Here is an 18,995-nt window from a genome sequence, read left to right as displayed (position 1 = left end):
GCGGAATATAGGGTAAATACGTATTCGTATCAATTGCGAAACATTACTATTCGCACTGAATTTACATTCTTTACAATTTACCCTTACGGTTTTTACCGTTTCATTCGTCTGGCGGGTTTTACACAGGCAATAAGAATCAATACCATTGGCGCCCCTTTGCTTTCTGGTGCCTTGCTCATGTTGCTGCACATCCCCGGCTTGTTCGAAAAAGAAGAAGTGCAGCGCATTCGCGAGGCTCTGGAGCAGGCCGATTGGGCGGACGGCAAAATCACCGCCGGTTACCAGTCAGCCAAGGCCAAGCACAATCTGCAATTGCCGGAAGGCCATCCGTTGGCCAAGGAGATCGGCGCGGCGATGCTGGAGCGGCTGTGGAAAAATCCGCAGTTCATGTCTGCCGCGTTACCGCACAAAGTCTTTCCTCCGTTGCTGAACTGTTACACGGCCGGTGGCAGTTTCGACTTCCATATCGACAACGCCGTGCGTCAACCCAAGGGCAGCATTGAGCGGGTGCGGACAGATCTGTCGGCAACGGTGTTTTTCAGCGAGCCTGCGGATTACGACGGCGGCGAACTGGAAATCCAGGACACCTACGGCACCCAGCGCGTGAAGTTGCCGGCCGGTGACATGGTGCTGTACCCCGGCACCAGCCTGCACAAGGTCAATGCGGTCACTCGCGGAGCCCGCTATGCCTCTTTCTTCTGGACCCAAAGCCTGGTGCGCGAAGACAGCCAGCGTGCCTTGCTGTTTGAAATGGATGGCGCGATTCGCCAACTGACCCAGGACCTTCCCGACCACCCTTCGCTGATCCGCCTGACCGGCACCTATCACAACCTGTTGCGCCGCTGGGTGGAGGTGTAAGTGGCGGAATTTCGATTGCGCCGCGAAGAAGTCCTCGACGGTGATCGGCTAAAAGCCATGCTCGACGAAAGCCCGGCGCGTGCGGCCCAGGCGATTCTGATGGCTGCCGGCGAAGGCATCCTCGATGCTCAGGCATTGCTCGGGCAGATACTGCTGGACGGGCAAGGCATCGCCCGGGATCAGCCGTTGGCGGTGCGTTGGTTCGACATCGCCGCCCGACGCGGGCATTCGATGGCGCGCAACATGCTCGGTCGCTGCCATGAACATGGCTGGGGGTGTGCAGCCGACGCTGCGGCTGCCGCACGGCACTATCGAATTGCAGCAGAAGCCGGGCTGGATTGGGCGATGTACAACTACGCCAATCTGCTGGCGACCGGGCGTGGAGTGATCGAGGATCAGTTGCAAGCGCTGAGTCTCTATCGTCACGCGGCCGAGTTGGGCCATGCGAAATCGATGAACCTGCTGGGTCGGTATCTGGAGGAAGGGCGGCTATGCCCGGCGGATCCGGCAGCGGCCCGTGACTGGTATCGGCGTTCGGCCGAGGGCGGGGATTTTCGTGGGCAGTTCAGCTTTGCGGCGGTGTTGACCGAAGAGGGAAATATCGACGACGCATTGGTCTGGCTGCGCAAAGCGCTGGCCGGGGGGAATCTGAATTTCTTGCGGGTGGCGAGTGAGGCGCTGATGGGCGCGACCGATCCGAGGATTCAGACCCTGGCGCACGAATTCCATCATCGTGTCGTTGAATTAACGCCAGTATCTTGAGCCTTTGTGGGAGCGAGCCTGCTCGCGATGACGTCATGGCATTCAACATCAATGTTGACCGACCTATCGCCATCGCGAGCAAGCTCGCACACAGGGTTTTGCATGGAAATCAAAAAGCCCATGACACGTCATGGGCTTTTTGCTTGAAGCTTGTTGCTTGAAACTTGCAGCTGCTCTTATACGTAATACGATTTCAGCGGCGGGAAGCCATTGAACTCAACGGCGCTGTAGCTGGTGGTGTAGGCACCGGTCGACAGCCAGTACAGGCGATCACCGATGGCCAGGTTCAGCGGCAGGCCGTACTTGTAGTTTTCGTACATGATGTCGGCGCTGTCGCAGGTCGGGCCGGCGATGACAACTTCTTCCATCTCGCCTTTCTTTTCGGTCCAGATCGGAAACTTGATGGCTTCGTCCATGGTTTCGATCAGGCCGGAGAACTTGCCCACATCCGTGTACACCCAACGCTCTACGGCGGTACGGGATTTACGGGCAACCAATACCACTTCGCTGACCAGGATGCCGGCGTTGGCGATCAGCGAACGGCCGGGTTCCAGGATGATTTCCGGCAGGTCGTCACCGAAGTCTTCCTTGAGGAAGCGGATGATTTCTTCAGCGTAGGTTTCCAGGCTGTTGGTGCGGGTGATGTAGTTGGCCGGGAAGCCGCCGCCCATGTTGATCAGCTTCAGTTCAATGCCGTCTTCTTCCTTCAGGCGCTCGAAGATCACTTTGACCTTGGCGATTGCCGCGTCCCAGACGCTGATATCGCGCTGTTGCGAGCCGACGTGGAAGGAAATGCCATAAGGCACCAGGCCGAGGTCGCGGGCGAGAATCAACAGGTCCATGGCCATGTCGGTCTGGCAGCCGAATTTGCGCGACAACGGCCAGTCGGCGGTGGTCGAGCCTTCGGTCAGGATGCGCACATAGACTTTCGAACCCGGCGCAGCCTTGGCGATGTTGCGCAGGTCGGCTTCGGAGTCGGTGGCGTAGAGACGCACGCCCTTCTCATAGAAGTAGCGGATGTCCTTGGATTTCTTGATGGTGTTGCCGTAGCTGATCTGGTCGGCGCTGACGCCACGGCTCAGCACTTTGTCCAGCTCATAGATCGAGGCGATGTCGAAGCTCGAGCCTTTTTCCTTGAGCAGGTCGATGATTTCCACGGCCGGGTTGGCCTTGACCGCGTAGTAGACCTTGGCGAATTCGAAACCGGCGCGCAGGTCGTCATAAGCCTTGCTGATCATTGCGGTGTCGATCACCACGAACGGGGTTTCTTGCTTGTCGGCGAACGCCTTCATTTTTTGAAAGGTTTCGCGCGCGAAATAGTCTTCGACCTGGATCGACATGCTGGGAACTCCTACTGGCAAACTAAAATTATCAATGGGTGCAAATGAACGTCCTCCGTATCCCCACTTTGGTTCGCCTACTTCCCAAGGCATGTCGCCGAAAGCAAAAAGGCCATGGGGAGCGTTGCTTCCCTTGGCCTTGCTGTCTCGTCGTCAGTACTTGAGCCGGATGGATCGTTTCCAGCATGGACGTTCGGCGCGAACTTTAGGGCGTGAGGGGCTTGAGATCAACAAAAAATGTCGCAATTTTGCACTCGTCTGTCGCACGGTAACGACACAGTCCTTTTTAACTGACACAGATGACAGGCGGATGTTCCGAACGATTTATGAAGTGTTAAAAATACCTGCACGTTCGACGCTTTTGTGTACAAGTTCACTGGAAAGTACGATGGCGTCAACTTCGGCGAAGTTGGCTGCGAGAATCTGGACTGAGAGGGAATTTGATTATTTAAGTGAGTGTTTGTGGATGGCTTTTGCAGGCTCTACTGTTGATATTTTTTTCCGGCCTGTGAATCACTCAAAAATCGCACAGAACCTGTGGGAGCCAGCCTGCTGGCGATGACAATTTCATCATCGAAACAGTGTTGACTGGTATTCCCCAATCGCTAGCAGGCTAGCTCCCACAGAGATTTGTGTTTTTTACTCGATTATCAGGCAACCACTGCCTCAGCCGGCGAGACGATACTGGTCTTCATCCCGCGCGAACGCCCGGAACTCAGATAAGCCGCGATCGACTCCTGTGTCACCTCACCCAGGAACACCCGCTCCGCATCCATCACCGGCAGCCACGAACGGTTGAACTCGTACATGCGCGACAACAGGATGCGCAAATGCTCGTCGTAGGCGGCCGTGGCATTGAACTCGCGCAAGTATTGCCCGCAGGTGCCGGCCTGGCGGTGCAGGTCGCGGCGTCGCACATAGCCCAGCGCCTTGTTCTCACCATCCGTCACGACTACATAGCGGCGGTCATGTTCGTCCATCAATTCCAGCGCGTCGGCCACCGGGGTATCCGGGCTGACGGACGGCGCGTTATCGGCCGCATCTTCAGCCTTGACCAGCAGCAAGCGCTTGAGGGTGCTGTCCTGGCCAACGAAGTTGCTGACAAAGTCATCCACCGGATGGGCGAGCAGGGTGTCCGGATGGTCGATCTGCAACAGCTTGCCGGCCCGGAAAATCGCGATCTTGTCGCCCAGCTTGATCGCTTCGTCGATGTCATGGCTGACCATGATCACCGTCTTGTTCAGCGCCCGTTGCATCTCGAAGAACTCGTTCTGGATCATTTCCCGGTTGATCGGATCGACCGCGCCGAACGGTTCGTCCATCAGCAACAGCGGAGCATCGGCTGCCAGGGCACGAATCACACCGATGCGTTGCTGCTGGCCACCGGACAATTCCCGAGGGTATCGATGCAGATACTGCTTGGGCTCGAGCTTGATCATGCTCATCAGCTCACGGGCGCGGTCGTGACATTTCTGTTTGTCCCAACCCAGCAGGCGCGGGACCACGGTGATGTTTTCCTCGATGGTCATGTTCGGGAACAGACCGATCTGCTGGATCACATAGCCGATGTTGCGGCGCAGGGTCACTTCGTCGAGGGCCGTCGTGTCTTCGCCGTTGATCAGGATCTTGCCCGAGGTCGGTTTGATCAGGCGGTTGATCATTTTCAACGTGGTGCTCTTGCCGCAACCCGATGGCCCGAGGAACACGCAGATTTCGCCTTCATTGACGGTCAGGCTCACCGAATCCACGGCTTTCACATCTTTGCCGTTGCTTTGGAAGGTCTTGCTGAGGTTTTGAAGTTCGATCATTTGAGTAATCCTTTTGGGGTCAGCGAGCGTTGCAGCCATTGCAGAAGCAGGTCGGCGAAGATGGCCAGCAGGCTGACCAGTACGGCACCGACAATCAGCATCGACATGTCACTGCGGCTGATGGAAGCGAGGATGAGCACACCGAGGCCGCCGGCGCCGATGGTCGCGGCGATGGTCATGACACCGATGTTCATGACCACGGCGGTGCGTACGCCGGCGAGGATCACCGGTACGGCGATGGGCAGTTCGACCATGCGCAGGCGCTGGCCGAAGGTCATGCCGATACCGCGCGCGGCTTCGCGAATGCCCGGTTCGACGCCGGTCAGGGCCAGGTAGGTGTTACGCATGATCGGCAGCAGTGAGTAGAGAAACACCGCGGTGATCGCCGGCATCGGGCCCAGGCCCTGGCCGAATTTGGAATAGAAGGGCAGCAACAGGCCGAACAGGGCAATCGATGGCACGGTCAGCAGTACCGTGGCGCTGGCTTGCAAAGGCCCGGCAAGGGTGGGGAAGCGGGTCATCAGGATGCCCAGCGGTACACCCACCAGTATCGCCAGCGTTACCGCGATGCCGACCAGGGTGATGTGCTGCCAGGTCAGGTGCAGTACCAGCGGCCAATCGAGATGGGAAAAGGCGTTCAAGAATTCCATGGCTTTTCCTCGTTCAGTTCAGTGGATGCTGGCGCAGGAAATCGGCGGCCACGGCGGAGGGGCTTTCGTGGTCGACATCAACCCGCGCGTTGAGCTGGCGCATGGTGTTGTCGTCGAACAGTTCGGCCAGAGGCTTGAGCTGCTCAGCCAGTTGCGGGTGCGCATCGAGATAGGCCTGACGCACCACCGGGGCGGCGGTGTAGTCGGGGAAGTAGTGCTTGTCGTCTTCGAGCAACTTGAGTTTGAAGGCGTTCAAGCGACCGTCGGTGGTGTAGACCAGGCCAGCAAATACCTGACCGTTGCGCAGCGCGGTGTAGACCAGGCCCGCGTCCATCTGGCGGATGTTTTGACGGGTCAGGTTCATGCCGTACAGCTTGACCATGCCATCGAGGCCATCGGAACGGTTGGCGAACTCGGTGTCCAAAGCCACCAGGTGGTTGGTCCTGGCCTCGTCTCGCAGCACCCTGTTGAGATCGCTGATGGTGTTGATCTGCGGGTACTCATCGGCGACGTTCTTCGGCAGTGCCAGGGCGTAGGTGTTGCTGAATTTCGACGGTGTTAGCCAGACCAGGCCCTTTTTTCCGTCGAGTTCTTTCACTCGGGCGTAGGACTGTTCGCTGTCGAGTTTTTCGGTCACATGGTTGTAGGCCACCAGCGACACGCCGGTGTATTCCCAGAGCATGTCCAGTTGACCGCTTTCGTGGGCGTTGCGGGCCAGATTACTGCCCAGGCCACCGGTGACTTGCACGTCGTAACCCTTGGCGCGCAGGTATTGGGAGGTGATTTCCGCCAGCAGCGTCTGTTCGGTGAACACGCGGGCGCCGATGCGGATCAGCGGTTTATCCGCCGCTTGGGCAAATCCTGCGCACAGCAGGATGCAGCCTAATAAAAAGCTTGATGTCTTCATGAGAGTTCCTTTGCCGAGGCTTAAGACGGGCGCAAGCCGCGTTCGAGCCAGGTTCGGCTGGCCAGTGTCACCAGACCGTCGAGCAGCAGGGCCAGCAGGGCGGTGCAGGCCGCGCCCAGCAGCAGTTGCGGCTGATTGTTCAGGGCGATGCCGGGGAAAATCAGGCTGCCGAGACTGTTGGCGCCGATCAGGAATGCCAGCGGCGCCGTGCCGACATTGATGGCCAGTGCCACGCGTACGCCACCGATGATGATCGGCACGGCGTTGGGCAATTCGACTTTCCACAGCACCTGGCGCGGGGTCATGCCGATGCCGACGGCGGCTTCCTTGAGTGAGCCCTGGACGTTTTTCAGGCCTTCATAGGTGTTGCGCACGATCGGTAGCAGCGAGGCAAGGAACAGGGCGAAGATCGCCGGCCCGCTGCCTATGCCGAGGATGCCGAGGGCGATGGCCAGCACGGCGAGGGGCGGGACAGTGTTGCCGATGTTGAAGACCTGCATGAAGCGTTCGGCGCGGCCAACCATGGTCGGGCGGCTGAGGAAGATGCCGGCGGGGATGCCCACGACAAGGGCGGCCAGCATGGAAGCGAGGACGAGAATCAGATGAGCTTGCAGGTAAAACAACAAATCGTCGCGGTAGTGTTCGATCGTGTCGATGCCGATCCAGTGGATCAGCAGGGCCAGGAGGGCGATGACCAGCGCGCCTCCTATCAGCCCTTTGCCATAGCGAATAGCCACAGGCGGACTCCTTTTTTCAGTCGGCGAGCGCAGTCCCGTGTGGCATGCCATTCCTGGCAGCCGGGAAATCAACGTTCGCGAGAAGCAGCTCATGCCGGGCGCGTTCCACTGCAGGAGCGAGCCTGCTCGCGAAAAACGTCCAGACAGCGCGTACATTCAGGTACCCGGCGTTATCGTTGACGTCCATCGCGAGCAGGCTCGCTCCTACAGGGGGTAGGCGCACGGCTGATGAGCCATAAGCGCAGCCTCGTCAGGCTAACTTGCTGATTTTTCAGCCCCTGACGAAAGCCGTAACAGGGGAGTGGACGCCTCCACCTTTTAAAAGGTTCCATAATTGGGAGCTTCTGGCCACCTTTAGTGTCCTGCGGGGATCTGTTGATCACCGCAGTCGACGGGCCGAGCGGTGGTCTGTGATGGACGGTTTGCGCTATACTCGCCGCCCTTTTTTGAATCACCTGCCAGGCGATTTCCCATGACCAAACAGGCCGCCGAAGTCGCGAAACGCCGCACTTTCGCCATTATTTCCCACCCCGATGCCGGTAAAACCACCATCACCGAGAAGCTCTTGCTGATGGGCAAGGCGATTGCGGTAGCCGGCACGGTGAAATCTCGAAAATCCGACCGCCATGCCACCTCCGACTGGATGGAAATGGAAAAGCAGCGGGGTATCTCGATTACCACGTCGGTCATGCAGTTCCCGTATCGCGAGCACATGATCAACCTGCTCGACACCCCGGGCCACGAAGACTTCTCCGAAGATACCTACCGCACACTGACCGCGGTGGACTCGGCGTTGATGGTCCTCGACGGCGGTAAGGGTGTAGAGCCACGCACCATCGCCCTGATGGACGTCTGCCGTCTGCGTGACACGCCGATCGTCAGCTTCATCAACAAACTCGACCGTGACATCCGCGACCCGATCGAACTGCTCGACGAAATCGAAGCGGTCCTGAAGATCAAGGCTGCGCCCATCACCTGGCCGATCGGTTGCTACCGAGATTTCAAAGGCGTGTATCACCTCGCCGATGACTACATCATCGTCTACACCGCCGGTCACGGTCACGAGCGCACCGAAACCAAGATCATCGAGAAACTCGATTCCGACGAAGCCCGCGCCCACCTGGGTGACGAGTACGAGCGCTTTATCGAGCAGCTGGAGTTGGTGCAGGGCGCCTGCCACGAGTTCAACCAGCAGGAATTCCTCGACGGTCAGCTGACCCCGGTGTTCTTCGGTACGGCGCTGGGCAACTTCGGTGTCGACCATGTACTCGACGCCGTGGTCGACTGGGCGCCGCGTCCGCTGGCACGTGTGGCCAACGAGCGCACCGTGGAGCCGATCGAAGAGAAGTTCTCGGGCTTCATCTTCAAGATCCAGGCGAACATGGACCCGAAACACCGTGACCGCATCGCCTTCATGCGTATCTGCTCCGGCAAGTACGAAAAAGGCATGAAGATGCGCCACGTGCGTACCGGCAAAGACGTGCGGATCGGCGACGCGCTGACCTTCTTCTCCTCCGAACGTGAGCAACTGGAAGAAGCCTACGCCGGCGACATCATCGGTTTGCACAACCACGGCACCATCCAGATCGGCGACACCTTCAGCGAAGGCGAAACCCTGGGCTTCACCGGTATCCCGCACTTCGCCCCGGAACTGTTCCGCCGCGTACGCCTCAAGGACCCGCTGAAATCCAAGCAGCTGCGCCAGGGCCTGCAACAACTGGCCGAAGAAGGCGCGACCCAGGTGTTCTTCCCGGAACGCAGCAACGACATCATCCTCGGCGCCGTCGGTGTGCTGCAGTTCGACGTGGTCGCCAGTCGCTTGAAGGAGGAATACAAGGTCGAGTGTTCCTACGAGCCGATCACCGTCTACTCGGCGCGTTGGGTCGAGTGCAGTGACAAGAAGAAGCTCGAGGAATTCTCCAACAAGGCCGTGGAAAACCTGGCACTGGACGGCGGCGGTCACCTGACCTACCTCGCACCTACAAGGGTCAACCTGGCACTGATGGAAGAGCGCTGGCCGGACGTGAAATTCCGCGCGACGCGCGAACATCACTAAGCGCTGAGTTGAAACACCCGAAACCCCGTTGCGAGAGCTGCGGGGTTTTTTGTTGTTCTGTAGCACGCCTTATGGACGCTCTGATATCGAACCTTTTGCAGTTGGGCTGCCGTGTACGAAGTCAAATAACACGATTATTGGCGATACCATTTGTCGGAACTGTCATTTTTAACAGGTTTTCATTTGGGTGGTTCAGTATTAAAACTGTTCAGGTTGTCGGTATGAAGTCCCAAAACTGGAACAGGATGGCTGAATCATGGCAGACGAAACTGATATAAAAAACGCTGAAGAGCAAAAACCAAATTGGATAAAGCCCGAGATTTATCATCCCAGGCCTGGAACTGTTTTACCAGGGTTTACGGTCCAGGCTGGCATCGATTTGTTTAATCCCTCTAGATGGCAGTTGAAAATCATGGAGGGTGATAAGGAGTTATATTTTCGTGAAATAAGCGCAGAGCAATATTTTACTCATAACGTAGGAAAGGATGCAATTAAGCCCGGCACAAGATTTGACGTTCACGTCCACTATTTACTTTCTTCGATCTGGGGTCAGTGGGCAAGTTTGAAAAATTTGTTAATGGCAGACCCTAAGCCGGTAATTACAGAACCAGCAGAAGGGGCTTTTACAAGTAAAAGGCCAAGGGTCGCTGGCCGAGGTGTTTCTGGCGCTACAATCAAACTGTATCAGGCAAAAAAAGGAACCGTGCTTTTCGGCACTGCAGTCGTTGACGCGAACGGGGATTGGCAAACCACACCTGTCATTGATTTTTCTGACGGGCCTTTTGAATTGGTAGTGAATCAAACTATCTCCGATACGGAGTACTGGTCTGAAAATGTAAAAATTATCGTGGCAGACCCTAAACCGGTAATTACAGAACCAGCAGAAGGGGCTGTTACAAGTAGAAGGCCACTGGTCGCTGGCCGAGGTATTCCTGACGCTACAATCAATCTATATCAGGCAAACTTTGGGGACCGGATTTTCGGCACTGCAGTCGTTGACGCGAACGGTGATTGGCAAACCACACCTGTCATTGATTTTTTTGAAGGGTCTTTTCAGTTGGTAGTGAATCAAACTATCAACAATACGGAGTACTGGTCTGACAACGTAAGGATTACCGTGGCAGCCACTAAGCCGGAAATTACAGCACCAGCAGTAGGGACTGTTACAAGTAGAAGGCCACTGGTCGCTGGCCGAGGTATTCCTGGCGCTACCATCAATCTGTATCAGGCAAACATAGGAACCGTGCTTTTCGGCACTGCAGTCGTTGACGCGAACGGTAATTGGCAAATCATACCTGTCGTTGATTTATATGTAGGGACTTTTCAGTTGGTAGTGAGTCAAATTATCTCCAATGCGGAGTACTGGTCTGACAACGTAAGGATTACCGTGATAGCTTTAAGAGTGCCCGTGATTACCAGTCCTGAGGATGGCGCAATAGTGAGCACAGACAAACCGATGATTCACGGATCGGGTTATGCCGGTGCGACTGTCAAGCTCTATCAGGAAAATGTCGGGGATACTGTCTTTGGCACTGCAATTGTTGGCTTGGACGGTAATTGGAGTATTTCTCCTACAGTAGCTTTTCCGAAGGGAGAGTTTTCTCTTACAGCTAATCAGTCTTTAGTAAGTGGTACTTCCGATTGGGCGAAGGTCGTCAATATTAGAATTGATGTGTAAATTTAAACCTTTGCGTCTGAGTGGTGAATTGCGTGAAAGAAGCCAGCGTGATTCGTTAGATGACGTGGGAAGTTGATTTCACAAAAAAACAGACGTTCACCCGTTACGTGCCTGGTTGAGTGCAGCAAGAAGTTGCCGGAGGAAAACCTGGCACTGGACGGTGGTGGTCACCTGACCTACCTCGCGCCGACTCGAGTCAGCCTGGCACTGATGGAAGAGCGCTGGCCGGACGTGAAATTCCGCGCGACGCGCGAGCATCACTAAGCGCTGAGTTGAAACACCCGAAACCCCGTTGCGAAAGCTGCGGGGTTTTTTGTTGCCTGTTGCATTACCTGTAGGAGTGAGCCTGCTCGCGATGATTTCAGGTGCGCCGCGTTTATTCGGGAGGTGTGCATCATCGTTAACCTCCATCGCGAGCAAGCTCGTTATCTTTTCGGCATAACGCTTATCGCAAACCAATCTCCACGCCCATGGCATTTCCGCCGAGTCGATACCGTCCTGTCTGGAGAACCCGGCTGATCGGAACTAGATTTTACTCAGCGCCAGCCAGGCACTTGAGTTTCACCTGCGAAAGGATGGAATCGGCTATGAACAGGTTGCTACGCGTTGTATTGCTGTTGAAGGTTTTCGTGATGCTGTCCCTCGGCAGTGCGGCGGTCTGGGCCGAGTGTGAGAACCACGCTACCCAGGCGATGAGCGGGCAGGGCGGAGACAGTGGATTGATGCTCGCCAAGTCCGAATCCGAACCGGGTGATCAGGGCCAGGGCGGCGCGGATAACGGTGACGACTCGACCACCGACGAACCGGATTCCAGTGACGACGAAGAAGGCGATAGCCAGACCTAAATCGCAGACAAAATAAAACCCCTTCCACTTGAAGTGGAAGGGGTTCGATCAACACAACCCCTGTGGGAGCTAGCCTGCTAGCGATTGCGGTGTGCCGGTAAACAGAAATGTTGACCGGTATACCGCTATCGCCAGCAGGCTGGCTCCCACATTTTTATGCCGCGCCGTGCACGAACTGCTCGGCGTAGTGGCAAGCCACTTGGCGGCTGTCGAGCAGGCGCAGGGCCGGCTCTTCAGTTTTGCAACGATCGGTGGCGTAGGGGCAACGCTTGTGGAACGCGCAGCCAGACGGCGGGTTCAGCGGGTTGGGCAGCTCGCCGACGATCTTGATCTTCGGCTTGTCCGGATCCGGGTGAATGGTCGGCGTCGCCGACAACAGCGCCTGGGTGTAGGGGTGCAGAGGACGGGTGTAGATGTCCTCTTTCGGGCCCATTTCCACGGGACGACCGAGGTACATCACCATCACGTGATCAGCGACGTGCCGCACCACCGCCAGGTTGTGGGAGATGAACACATAGGCGGTGTTGAACTCTTGCTGCAGGTCCATGAACAGGTTCAGCACCTGGGCCTGGATCGATACGTCCAGCGCCGAGGTCGGTTCGTCCGCCACCAGCACTTTCGGTTGCAGCATCATGGCGCGGGCGAGGGCGATCCGCTGGCGCTGGCCGCCGGAGAACATGTGCGGATAGCGCTGGTAGTGCTCGGGACGCAGACCCACCTGCTTCATCATCGCCTGGACTTTCTCGCGACGTTCGGTGGCCGACAGGTTGGTGTTGATCAGCAGTGGCTCGGCCAGTTGATCACCGATTTTCTGCCGTGGGTTCAACGATGCGTACGGGCTCTGGAACACCATCTGCACGTCTTTGCGCAGTTGCTTGCGCTGGGCCTTGTCGGCGCCGGCCACTTCCTGGCCGGCGATTTTCAGGGAGCCCGAGGACGGCTCTTCGATCAGTGTCAGGGCGCGGGCCAGGGTGGATTTGCCGCAACCGGACTCACCTACGACGGCGAGGGTCTTGCCGGCTTCCAGCTCGAACGACACACCGTTGAGGGCGCGAACGGTGGCGTGACCCTTGAACAGGCCACGGGACACTTCGTAGTGACGGGTCAGGTCGCGGGCGGTAAGAACGACGGCCATTACGCCACCTCCTGGTTCAGCGGGTAGAAGCAGCGGGCGAGGCTGTTGCTTTTCGGGTCAAGGGTCGGACGCTGCGCACGGCAGTTGTCCTGCACATACGGGCAGCGCGGCGACAGCAGGCAGCCCTGCGGACGGTCGTAACGACCGGGCACGATGCCCGGCAGGGTCGACAGGCGGGAGGCCCCCAGGCTGTGTTCCGGGATCGCCTTGAGCAGCGCTTCGCTGTACGGGTGAGCCGGGATGTCGAACAACTGGGGCACCTGACCGACTTCGACCGCTTGGCCGGCGTACATCACGCACACGCGCTGGGCGGTTTCGGCCACGACCGCGAGGTCGTGGGTGATCAGTACCAGGCCCATGTTCTGCTCTTTCTGCAACGCCAGCAGCAGGTCCATGATCTGCGCCTGAATCGTCACGTCCAATGCAGTGGTCGGTTCGTCCGCAATCAGCAGTTTCGGTTCGCCGGCAATGGCCATGGCGATGGCAACACGCTGGCTCATACCACCGGACAGTTGATGCGGGTAGGCGTCCATACGGCTGGCGGCACCCGGGATTTCGACTTTTTCCAGCAGTTCGATGGCACGCTTGCGCGCGGCCTTGCCGGACATTTTCAGGTGCAGGCGCAGCACTTCTTCGATCTGGAAGCCGACGGTGTAGCTCGGGTTCAGCGCGGTCATCGGGTCCTGGAAGACCATGGCCAGGTCTTTGCCGACGATTTGCCGACGCTGACGGTTGCTGAGCTTGAGCATGTTCTTGCCATCGAAATTCAGGGCGTCGGCGGTGACGATCCCCGGATGCTCGATCAGGCCCATCAGCGCCATCATGGTCACGGACTTGCCGGAACCCGATTCGCCAACGATGGCCAGGACTTCGCCCTTGTCCACTTTCAGGTCGAGGCCATCGACCACGGGAACGGCGTTCTTGTCGCCGAAGCGAACGTTGAGATTCTTGATTTCTAACAGGGACATTGGAATCTCCTCAGGCGGCGTTCTTGAGTTTCGGGTCCAGCGCATCGCGCAGGCCGTCGCCCATCAAGTTGATTGCCAGCACGCTGAGCAAAATGGTCAAGCCAGGCAGGCTGACGACCCACCAGGCGCGTTCGATGTAGTCGCGGGCCGAGGCCAGCATGGTGCCCCACTCAGGGGTTGGCGGTTGTACGCCAAGGCCGAGGAAGCCCAGTGCGGCGGCATCGAGAATCGCCGAGGAGAAGCTCAGGGTCGCCTGAACGATCAGTGGTGCCATGCAGTTGGGCAACACGGTCACGAACATCAGGCGTGGCAGGCCGGCACCGGCCAGGCGCGCGGCGGTCACGTAGTCGCGGTTCAGTTCGCCCATCACCGCAGCACGGGTCAGACGAACGTAGGACGGCAGGGACACCACGGCGATGGCGATCACGGTGTTGATCAGGCCTGGGCCGAGGATGGCGACGATCGCCACGGCCAGCAGCAGGGAGGGCAGGGCCAGCATGATGTCCATCAGACGCATGATGGTCGGGCCGACCACGCGCGGGAAGAACCCGGCGAACAGACCCAGCAGGATCCCCGGGATCAGCGACATGACAACCGACGACAAGCCGATCAGCAAGGACAGGCGCGAACCCTGGATCAGGCGCGACAGCAAGTCACGACCCAGCTCATCGGTACCGAGCAGGAACTGCATCTGCCCACCTTCCAGCCAGGCCGGAGGGGTCAGCAGGAAGTCGCGGTATTGCTCGCTCGGGTTATGAGGCGCGACCCACGGGGCGAAGATGGCGCAGAAAATCACCAGCAACATGAACAGCAGGCCGGCGACGGCGCCTTTGTTCTTGGAAAACGCTTGCCAGAATTCTTTGTACGGCGACGGGTACAGCAGGCTTTGATCCGCGGCGGAGGCGGTGGCGGCTACTGAGGAAGTTGGAGTGCTCATGGGTATTGACCTCAGCGCTGATGACGGATGCGTGGGTTGGCAAAGCCGTAGAGGATGTCCACTACGAAGTTGACCAGAATCACCAGGCAGGCGATTAACAGGATGCCGTTTTGCACAACCGGGTAATCCCGGGCGCCAATGGCTTCGATCAGCCATTTACCGATCCCCGGCCAGGAGAAGATGGTTTCGGTCAGGACCGCACCGGCCAACAGGGTGCCGACTTGCAGGCCGACCACCGTCAGCACCGGAATCAGCGCGTTACGCAGGCCGTGCACGAACACCACGCGCGATGGCGACAGGCCTTTGGCGCGGGCGGTGCGGATGTAGTCCTCACGCAGCACTTCCAGCATCGACGAACGGGTCATCCGGGCGATCACCGCCAGCGGGATCGTGCCGAGCACGATGGCCGGCAGGATCAGGTGATGCAGTGCGTCGAGGAACGCACCCATGTCATCGGCCAGCAGTGTGTCGATCAGCATGAAACCGGTGCGCGGCTCGATGTCGTACAGCAGGTCGATCCGCCCGGATACCGGGGTCCAGCCCAGGGATACCGAGAAGAACATGATCAGGATCAGGCCCCACCAGAAGATCGGCATCGAGTATCCCGCGAGGGAGATACCCATGACCCCATGATCGAACAGGGACCCTCGCTTGAGTGCCGCGATCACCCCGGCCAGCAGGCCCAGGATGCCGGCGAACAACAGGGCGGCCATGGACAGCTCCAGGGTCGCGGGGAAGAGAGAGGTGAACTCGGTCCAGACGCTCTCACGGGTACGCAGGGACTCCCCGAGATCGCCGTGGGCCAGTTTGCCGATGTAATCCAGGTACTGGGCATACAGGGGTTTGTTCAGACCTAGGCGTTCCATTGCCTGAGCGTGCATTTCCGGGTCGACTCTGCGTTCGCCCATCATGACTTCCACAGGGTCGCCAGGGATCATGCGAATCAACGCGAAAGTCAGCAAGGTGATGCCGAAGAACGTGGGGATCAATAACCCCAGTCGGCGGGCAATAAAACTAAACATCGTGTGGTGTACCTCATCAGCCGGTTAGGCGTGCCCGGCACGCCTGGGTTCAGGAATGCCGGGAGTTTCTTATCTACTTCACCTGGGTGGTGGCGAAGTTATTCGTGGTGAGCGGGCTAATGTGATAACCCTCTACGTTGTTGCGCATTGCTGTAAACATTCTAGTGTGCGCCATGCTGATCCACGGCTGGTCTTGATTAAAAATAACCTGAGCCTGTTCGTACAAGGCAGCACGCTCGGCCGGGTCGGTTTTTTCGCGGGCCTGGTCAATCAGTGCCTGGAATTTGTCATTGCACCAGCGCGCGTAGTTTTCGCCGTTCTTTGCCGCTTCGCAGCTGAGCATAGGCGTCAGGAAGTTATCCGGGTCGCCGTTATCGCCCGCCCATCCGGCGGAAACCATATCGTGCTCGCCGTTTTTCGCGCGCTTGAGCATTTCGCCCCATTCCATCACGCGGATGTCGATCTTGATCCCGACCTTGGCCAGGTCAGCCTGCATCATCTGCGCGCCCAGCATCGGGTTCGGGTTGGTCGGGCCGCCACCGTTGCGGGTGAACAGGGTGAATGTCGTGCCTTCAGGTACGCCGGCTTCCTTGAGCAGGGCACGAGCCTTGTCCAGATCGTGGGCCGGGTTCTTCAGGCTGTGGTTGTAACCGAGCAGGGTGTCAGGGTACGGGTTGACCGCCGCTGTCGCATTGCCTTTGCCAAACAGGGCGTTGACATAGGCTTCCTTGTCGAAGGCGATGTCGATGGCTTTACGCACACGCACGTCACTCATGTATTTGTGCGTGGTGTTCATGGCCACGTACGAAACGGTCATGGCGTTCAGTTCGTCGACCTTCAGGTTAGGGTCTTTCTTGATGCTCGGGATGTCATCCGGCTTCGGATACAGCGCCACCTGGCACTCGTTGGCCTTGAGCTTCTGCAGGCGCACGTTGTTGTCGGTGGCGATGGCCAGGATCAATGCCTCGGCCGGCGGCTTGCCACGGAAGTAGTCCGGGTTGGCCTTGAAGCGAACCTGGGCGTCCTTGTTGTAGCGCTGGAAGACGAACGGGCCGGTGCCCACCGGTTTGTTGTTCAGGTCGCCGGTCTTGTTGGCCTTGAGCAACTGGTCGGCGTACTCGGCCGGGTAGATTGACGAGAAGGCCATGGCGATGTCGGCCAGGAACGGCGCTTCACGGCGGGTCAGGGAGAACTTGACCGTGTTGTCGTCGACTTTCTCGACACTTTTGAGCAGTTCCTTGAAGCCCATGCTTTCAAAGTACGGGAAGCCTACGCTCGACAGTTTGTGCCATGGGTGGTTCGGGTCCAGTTGACGCTGGAAGCTCCAGACCACGTCGTCGGCATTCATGTCGCGGGTCGGCTTGAAGTATTCGGTGGTGTGAAACTTGACGCCCTTGCGCAGGTGGAACGTGTAGCTCAGGCCGTCATCGCTGATGTCCCAGGACTCCGCCAGTGCCGGAATCACTTCGGTGGTGCCGGGCTTGAAGTCAGCCAGGCGGTTGAAGATGGTTTCGGCCACTGCGTCGGCGGTGACTGCAGTTGTGTACTGGACCATGTCGAAGCCTTCGGGGCTGGCTTCGGTACAGACCACCAGGGGTTTGGCCGACACGCCAACCGCGACACTCAGCAACGCGGCGGCGATGGCCGCACGTAGGGGAAGCATTTTCATCAAGAACCCTCTGCAATCGGTTGATCAGGAAACCCGACGGCTGACTTCTCAGGAGTCAGCCGTCGGGCAGGCGTGTTTACAGAATGTTGAACGGAATCGTGGTCACGAGACGGAACTCGTTGATGCTGCCGTCAAGCTGGTTTTCGCTGGCGCGGTGTGCGGTGTAGGTCGCGCGAACACTCGTGGCCTTGAATGGACCGCTCTGTACTGCGTAGGACGCACCGATGCCGTATTCGTAGTGGTGTTCGCCGTCCATTGTCAGCACGCTGTCGTACGCGCCGCCTTTGTAGTGAGTACCGTCGATACCCCAGCCACGCGCCTGATAGATGTTGAGTTTCAGGCCTGGCACGCCGTATTCGGCCATGTTCAGGCCGTAGGCTACCTGGAAGGATTTCTCGTTCGGGCTGTTGAAGTCCGACAGCAGGGAGTTGGCCAGGTAGATGCCATTGGTTTCGTGCAGGTAGTCGAAGTACTCGTTACCGTTCACTTCCTGATACGAGAAGGTCAGGCTGTGGGCCTGGTGGGTCAGGCCGAACGACAGGGAGTAGGTGTCGTTGTCGATCTGTCCGAGCTTGGCTTTACCTTCGTCTACGGTTTTGTAGTAGTTCAGGCCGGTGGTCAGGCTCAGTACCGAGCTGTCACCCAGTACGTGGGTGGCGCCGAAGTAGTACTGGTTCCACATGTCTTCGGCCTGGGTGCCCCACAGGCTGGTGGTCAGGCTCGCGAATGGCTGGTAGGTGATGCCAGCGGTGTTCACGTGATCGATTTCAATGATCTCGTCAGCATATTCAGAGCGGAATTTACGCTGGCTTTCTTCGGTACGCGGTGAGTTGCGGTCGAAGGTGGCCAGGTCGAAGGACAGGTTTTCCAGTTCTTCGCTGTGGAGCGCAATACCTTCGAAGCTCGAAGGCAGCGCACGGTTGCCGATCACGTCGACCATCGGGCTGCTGAAGTTCATGCGGCCGGCAGTCAGGGTGGTGTTGGAGACACGGGCCTTGACGTTGGCCAGGCCCATTTTGCTCCACTGGCCTTGGGCATCGCCGCCTTCGCGGGTCAGGGTACGGTTGTTACCCGCTTTTTTGCGATCGCCTGGTGCGCCGCCGTTGCCGGATGCCAAATCTTTGCGATCACGATCCAGCGCGATGGCGTTGTAAGCCGCCACTTCTGTGCTGAAACCGACGGTCCCCTCGGTGAAACCCGAGTTGTACTTGACGATGGTGCCCTGCACCCAGTTGATACGACGATCGGTATCTGCCAGCGCGCCGTTTTTTTTGTAGGAAAACTTGGCACCGCGTTTTAGTTGTTCGTTGGCATACCAGTTACGTGTGGTACCGGTGATCGACTGGCCTTCAACAAAACCCGTGGCTTCGCTTTGAGCGCTTTTCTCTTTCACAGTAACCGGGGTGTACGCCTGGCTCTGGGTTTCTGCGTAAGCCGTGGCGGTTACGCTGCTGATGGCCAAGGCCAGTATCGCGGTGCTGCTCAGTTTCATGGGTAAAGCTCCTTACTTTCTTTTTTTATGCCGTTCTTTTTTGATGAGCCGGCTATTTGCTTTGGAACTCAATGCACGCATCGCAAACGTTTGCTGTACGCCTTATGGGCGAATTACGGCAACACGCTTGC

17 protein-coding genes and 1 pseudogene are annotated in these 18,995 nt (G+C 58.1%); 7 read left to right on the top strand and 11 right to left on the bottom strand.

The window, feature by feature from the left end:
* Nucleotides 1-177: 177 nt before the first annotated feature.
* Nucleotides 178-858, top strand: coding sequence for a Fe2+-dependent dioxygenase (locus ACX3YF_RS02745; RefSeq protein WP_047537568.1), 681 nt, complete (start codon nucleotides 178-180; stop codon nucleotides 856-858).
* A 57-nt stretch (nucleotides 859-915) separates the two neighbouring features.
* Entirely contained in the window at nucleotides 916-1,620 is a 705-nt protein-coding gene (locus ACX3YF_RS02740; RefSeq protein ID WP_458974824.1) for a tetratricopeptide repeat protein, read from the top strand.
* Nucleotides 1,621-1,796: 176 nt separating this feature from the next.
* Here ACX3YF_RS02740 and ACX3YF_RS02735 read toward each other — a convergent pair whose 3' ends face one another.
* A complete protein-coding gene (locus ACX3YF_RS02735; RefSeq protein ID WP_103404015.1) occupies nucleotides 1,797-2,960 on the bottom strand; it encodes a type III PLP-dependent enzyme in 1,164 nt (387 codons plus the stop codon).
* On the opposite strand from ACX3YF_RS02735, the gene ACX3YF_RS02730 reads away from it, so the two are divergent.
* Nucleotides 2,959-3,522 (top strand): hypothetical protein, encoded by a 564-nt coding sequence (locus ACX3YF_RS02730; RefSeq protein ID WP_449104717.1) that lies wholly within the window; start codon nucleotides 2,959-2,961, stop codon nucleotides 3,520-3,522. The two genes, ACX3YF_RS02735 and ACX3YF_RS02730, sit on opposite strands and share 2 nt — an antisense overlap.
* A gap of 88 nt (nucleotides 3,523-3,610) precedes the next feature.
* Here the strand turns inward: ACX3YF_RS02730 and ACX3YF_RS02725 are convergent, their stop codons facing one another.
* The 4 genes from ACX3YF_RS02725 to ACX3YF_RS02710 are packed head-to-tail and all read right to left on the bottom strand — an operon-like array spanning nucleotide 3,611 to nucleotide 7,062.
* Nucleotides 3,611-4,768, bottom strand: a complete 1,158-nt coding sequence (locus ACX3YF_RS02725; RefSeq protein ID WP_130203925.1) for an osmoprotectant ABC transporter ATP-binding protein OsmV — start codon at nucleotides 4,766-4,768, stop codon at nucleotides 3,611-3,613.
* On the bottom strand, nucleotides 4,765-5,418 hold the full coding sequence (locus ACX3YF_RS02720) for an ABC transporter permease (RefSeq protein WP_130203926.1): 654 nt from the start codon (nucleotides 5,416-5,418) through the stop codon (nucleotides 4,765-4,767). The genes ACX3YF_RS02725 and ACX3YF_RS02720 overlap by 4 nt, the downstream gene beginning before the upstream one ends.
* Before the next feature lie 13 nt (nucleotides 5,419-5,431).
* Nucleotides 5,432-6,325 carry a glycine betaine ABC transporter substrate-binding protein gene (locus tag ACX3YF_RS02715; RefSeq protein ID WP_458946151.1) on the bottom strand — a complete coding sequence of 298 codons (894 nt, stop codon included), beginning with the start codon at nucleotides 6,323-6,325 and terminating at the stop codon, nucleotides 5,432-5,434.
* A 20-nt stretch (nucleotides 6,326-6,345) separates the two neighbouring features.
* On the bottom strand, nucleotides 6,346-7,062 hold the full coding sequence (locus tag ACX3YF_RS02710) for an ABC transporter permease (RefSeq protein ID WP_130203928.1): 717 nt from the start codon (nucleotides 7,060-7,062) through the stop codon (nucleotides 6,346-6,348).
* 472 nt (nucleotides 7,063-7,534) lie between these two features.
* On the opposite strand from ACX3YF_RS02710, the gene ACX3YF_RS02705 reads away from it, so the two are divergent.
* From ACX3YF_RS02705 to ACX3YF_RS02690, 4 genes and pseudogenes are all read left to right on the top strand, one after another.
* Nucleotides 7,535-9,118, top strand: coding sequence for a peptide chain release factor 3 (locus ACX3YF_RS02705; RefSeq protein ID WP_103404011.1), 1,584 nt, complete (start codon nucleotides 7,535-7,537; stop codon nucleotides 9,116-9,118).
* 256 nt (nucleotides 9,119-9,374) lie between these two features.
* Complete coding sequence (locus tag ACX3YF_RS02700; protein WP_130203930.1) at nucleotides 9,375-10,796, top strand: Ig-like domain-containing protein; 1,422 nt, start codon at nucleotides 9,375-9,377, stop codon at nucleotides 10,794-10,796.
* 141 nt (nucleotides 10,797-10,937) lie between these two features.
* A pseudogene (locus ACX3YF_RS02695) lies at nucleotides 10,938-11,060 on the top strand (hypothetical protein); the annotation flags it as partial.
* Between the two features lie 323 nt (nucleotides 11,061-11,383).
* Nucleotides 11,384-11,641: a hypothetical protein gene (locus ACX3YF_RS02690; RefSeq protein WP_130203932.1), complete on the top strand. Its 258-nt coding sequence runs from the start codon at nucleotides 11,384-11,386 to the stop codon at nucleotides 11,639-11,641.
* Between the two features lie 154 nt (nucleotides 11,642-11,795).
* Here the strand turns inward: ACX3YF_RS02690 and ACX3YF_RS02685 are convergent, their stop codons facing one another.
* The 6 genes from ACX3YF_RS02685 to ACX3YF_RS02660 all read right to left on the bottom strand — a co-directional run bounded on the left by ACX3YF_RS02685 (nucleotide 11,796) and on the right by ACX3YF_RS02660 (nucleotide 18,864).
* Nucleotides 11,796-12,776 carry a peptide ABC transporter ATP-binding protein gene (locus ACX3YF_RS02685; RefSeq protein WP_130203933.1) on the bottom strand — a complete coding sequence of 327 codons (981 nt, stop codon included), beginning with the start codon at nucleotides 12,774-12,776 and terminating at the stop codon, nucleotides 11,796-11,798.
* Entirely contained in the window at nucleotides 12,776-13,744 is a 969-nt protein-coding gene (locus ACX3YF_RS02680) for an ABC transporter ATP-binding protein (RefSeq protein ID WP_047537600.1), read from the bottom strand. The genes ACX3YF_RS02685 and ACX3YF_RS02680 overlap by 1 nt, the downstream gene beginning before the upstream one ends.
* A gap of 10 nt (nucleotides 13,745-13,754) precedes the next feature.
* Nucleotides 13,755-14,681, bottom strand: a complete 927-nt coding sequence (locus ACX3YF_RS02675) for an ABC transporter permease subunit (protein WP_090316022.1) — start codon at nucleotides 14,679-14,681, stop codon at nucleotides 13,755-13,757.
* A gap of 11 nt (nucleotides 14,682-14,692) precedes the next feature.
* The gene (locus tag ACX3YF_RS02670; RefSeq protein ID WP_047597886.1) at nucleotides 14,693-15,703 is read right to left on the bottom strand and encodes an ABC transporter permease subunit; all 1,011 of its coding nucleotides are present in this window, start codon (nucleotides 15,701-15,703) and stop codon (nucleotides 14,693-14,695) included.
* A 73-nt stretch (nucleotides 15,704-15,776) separates the two neighbouring features.
* Nucleotides 15,777-17,372 carry an ABC transporter substrate-binding protein gene (locus tag ACX3YF_RS02665; protein ID WP_458973368.1) on the bottom strand — a complete coding sequence of 532 codons (1,596 nt, stop codon included), beginning with the start codon at nucleotides 17,370-17,372 and terminating at the stop codon, nucleotides 15,777-15,779.
* Between the two features lie 76 nt (nucleotides 17,373-17,448).
* Nucleotides 17,449-18,864, bottom strand: coding sequence for an OprD family porin (locus ACX3YF_RS02660; protein WP_458973367.1), 1,416 nt, complete (start codon nucleotides 18,862-18,864; stop codon nucleotides 17,449-17,451).
* Between the last annotated feature and the right edge of the window lie 131 nt (nucleotides 18,865-18,995).

This window comes from Pseudomonas fluorescens group sp. PF-69, from assembly GCF_054481235.1.
The sequence above is the reverse complement of the archived record's forward strand: the minus strand, read 5'-3'. Positions and strand labels throughout refer to the sequence as shown.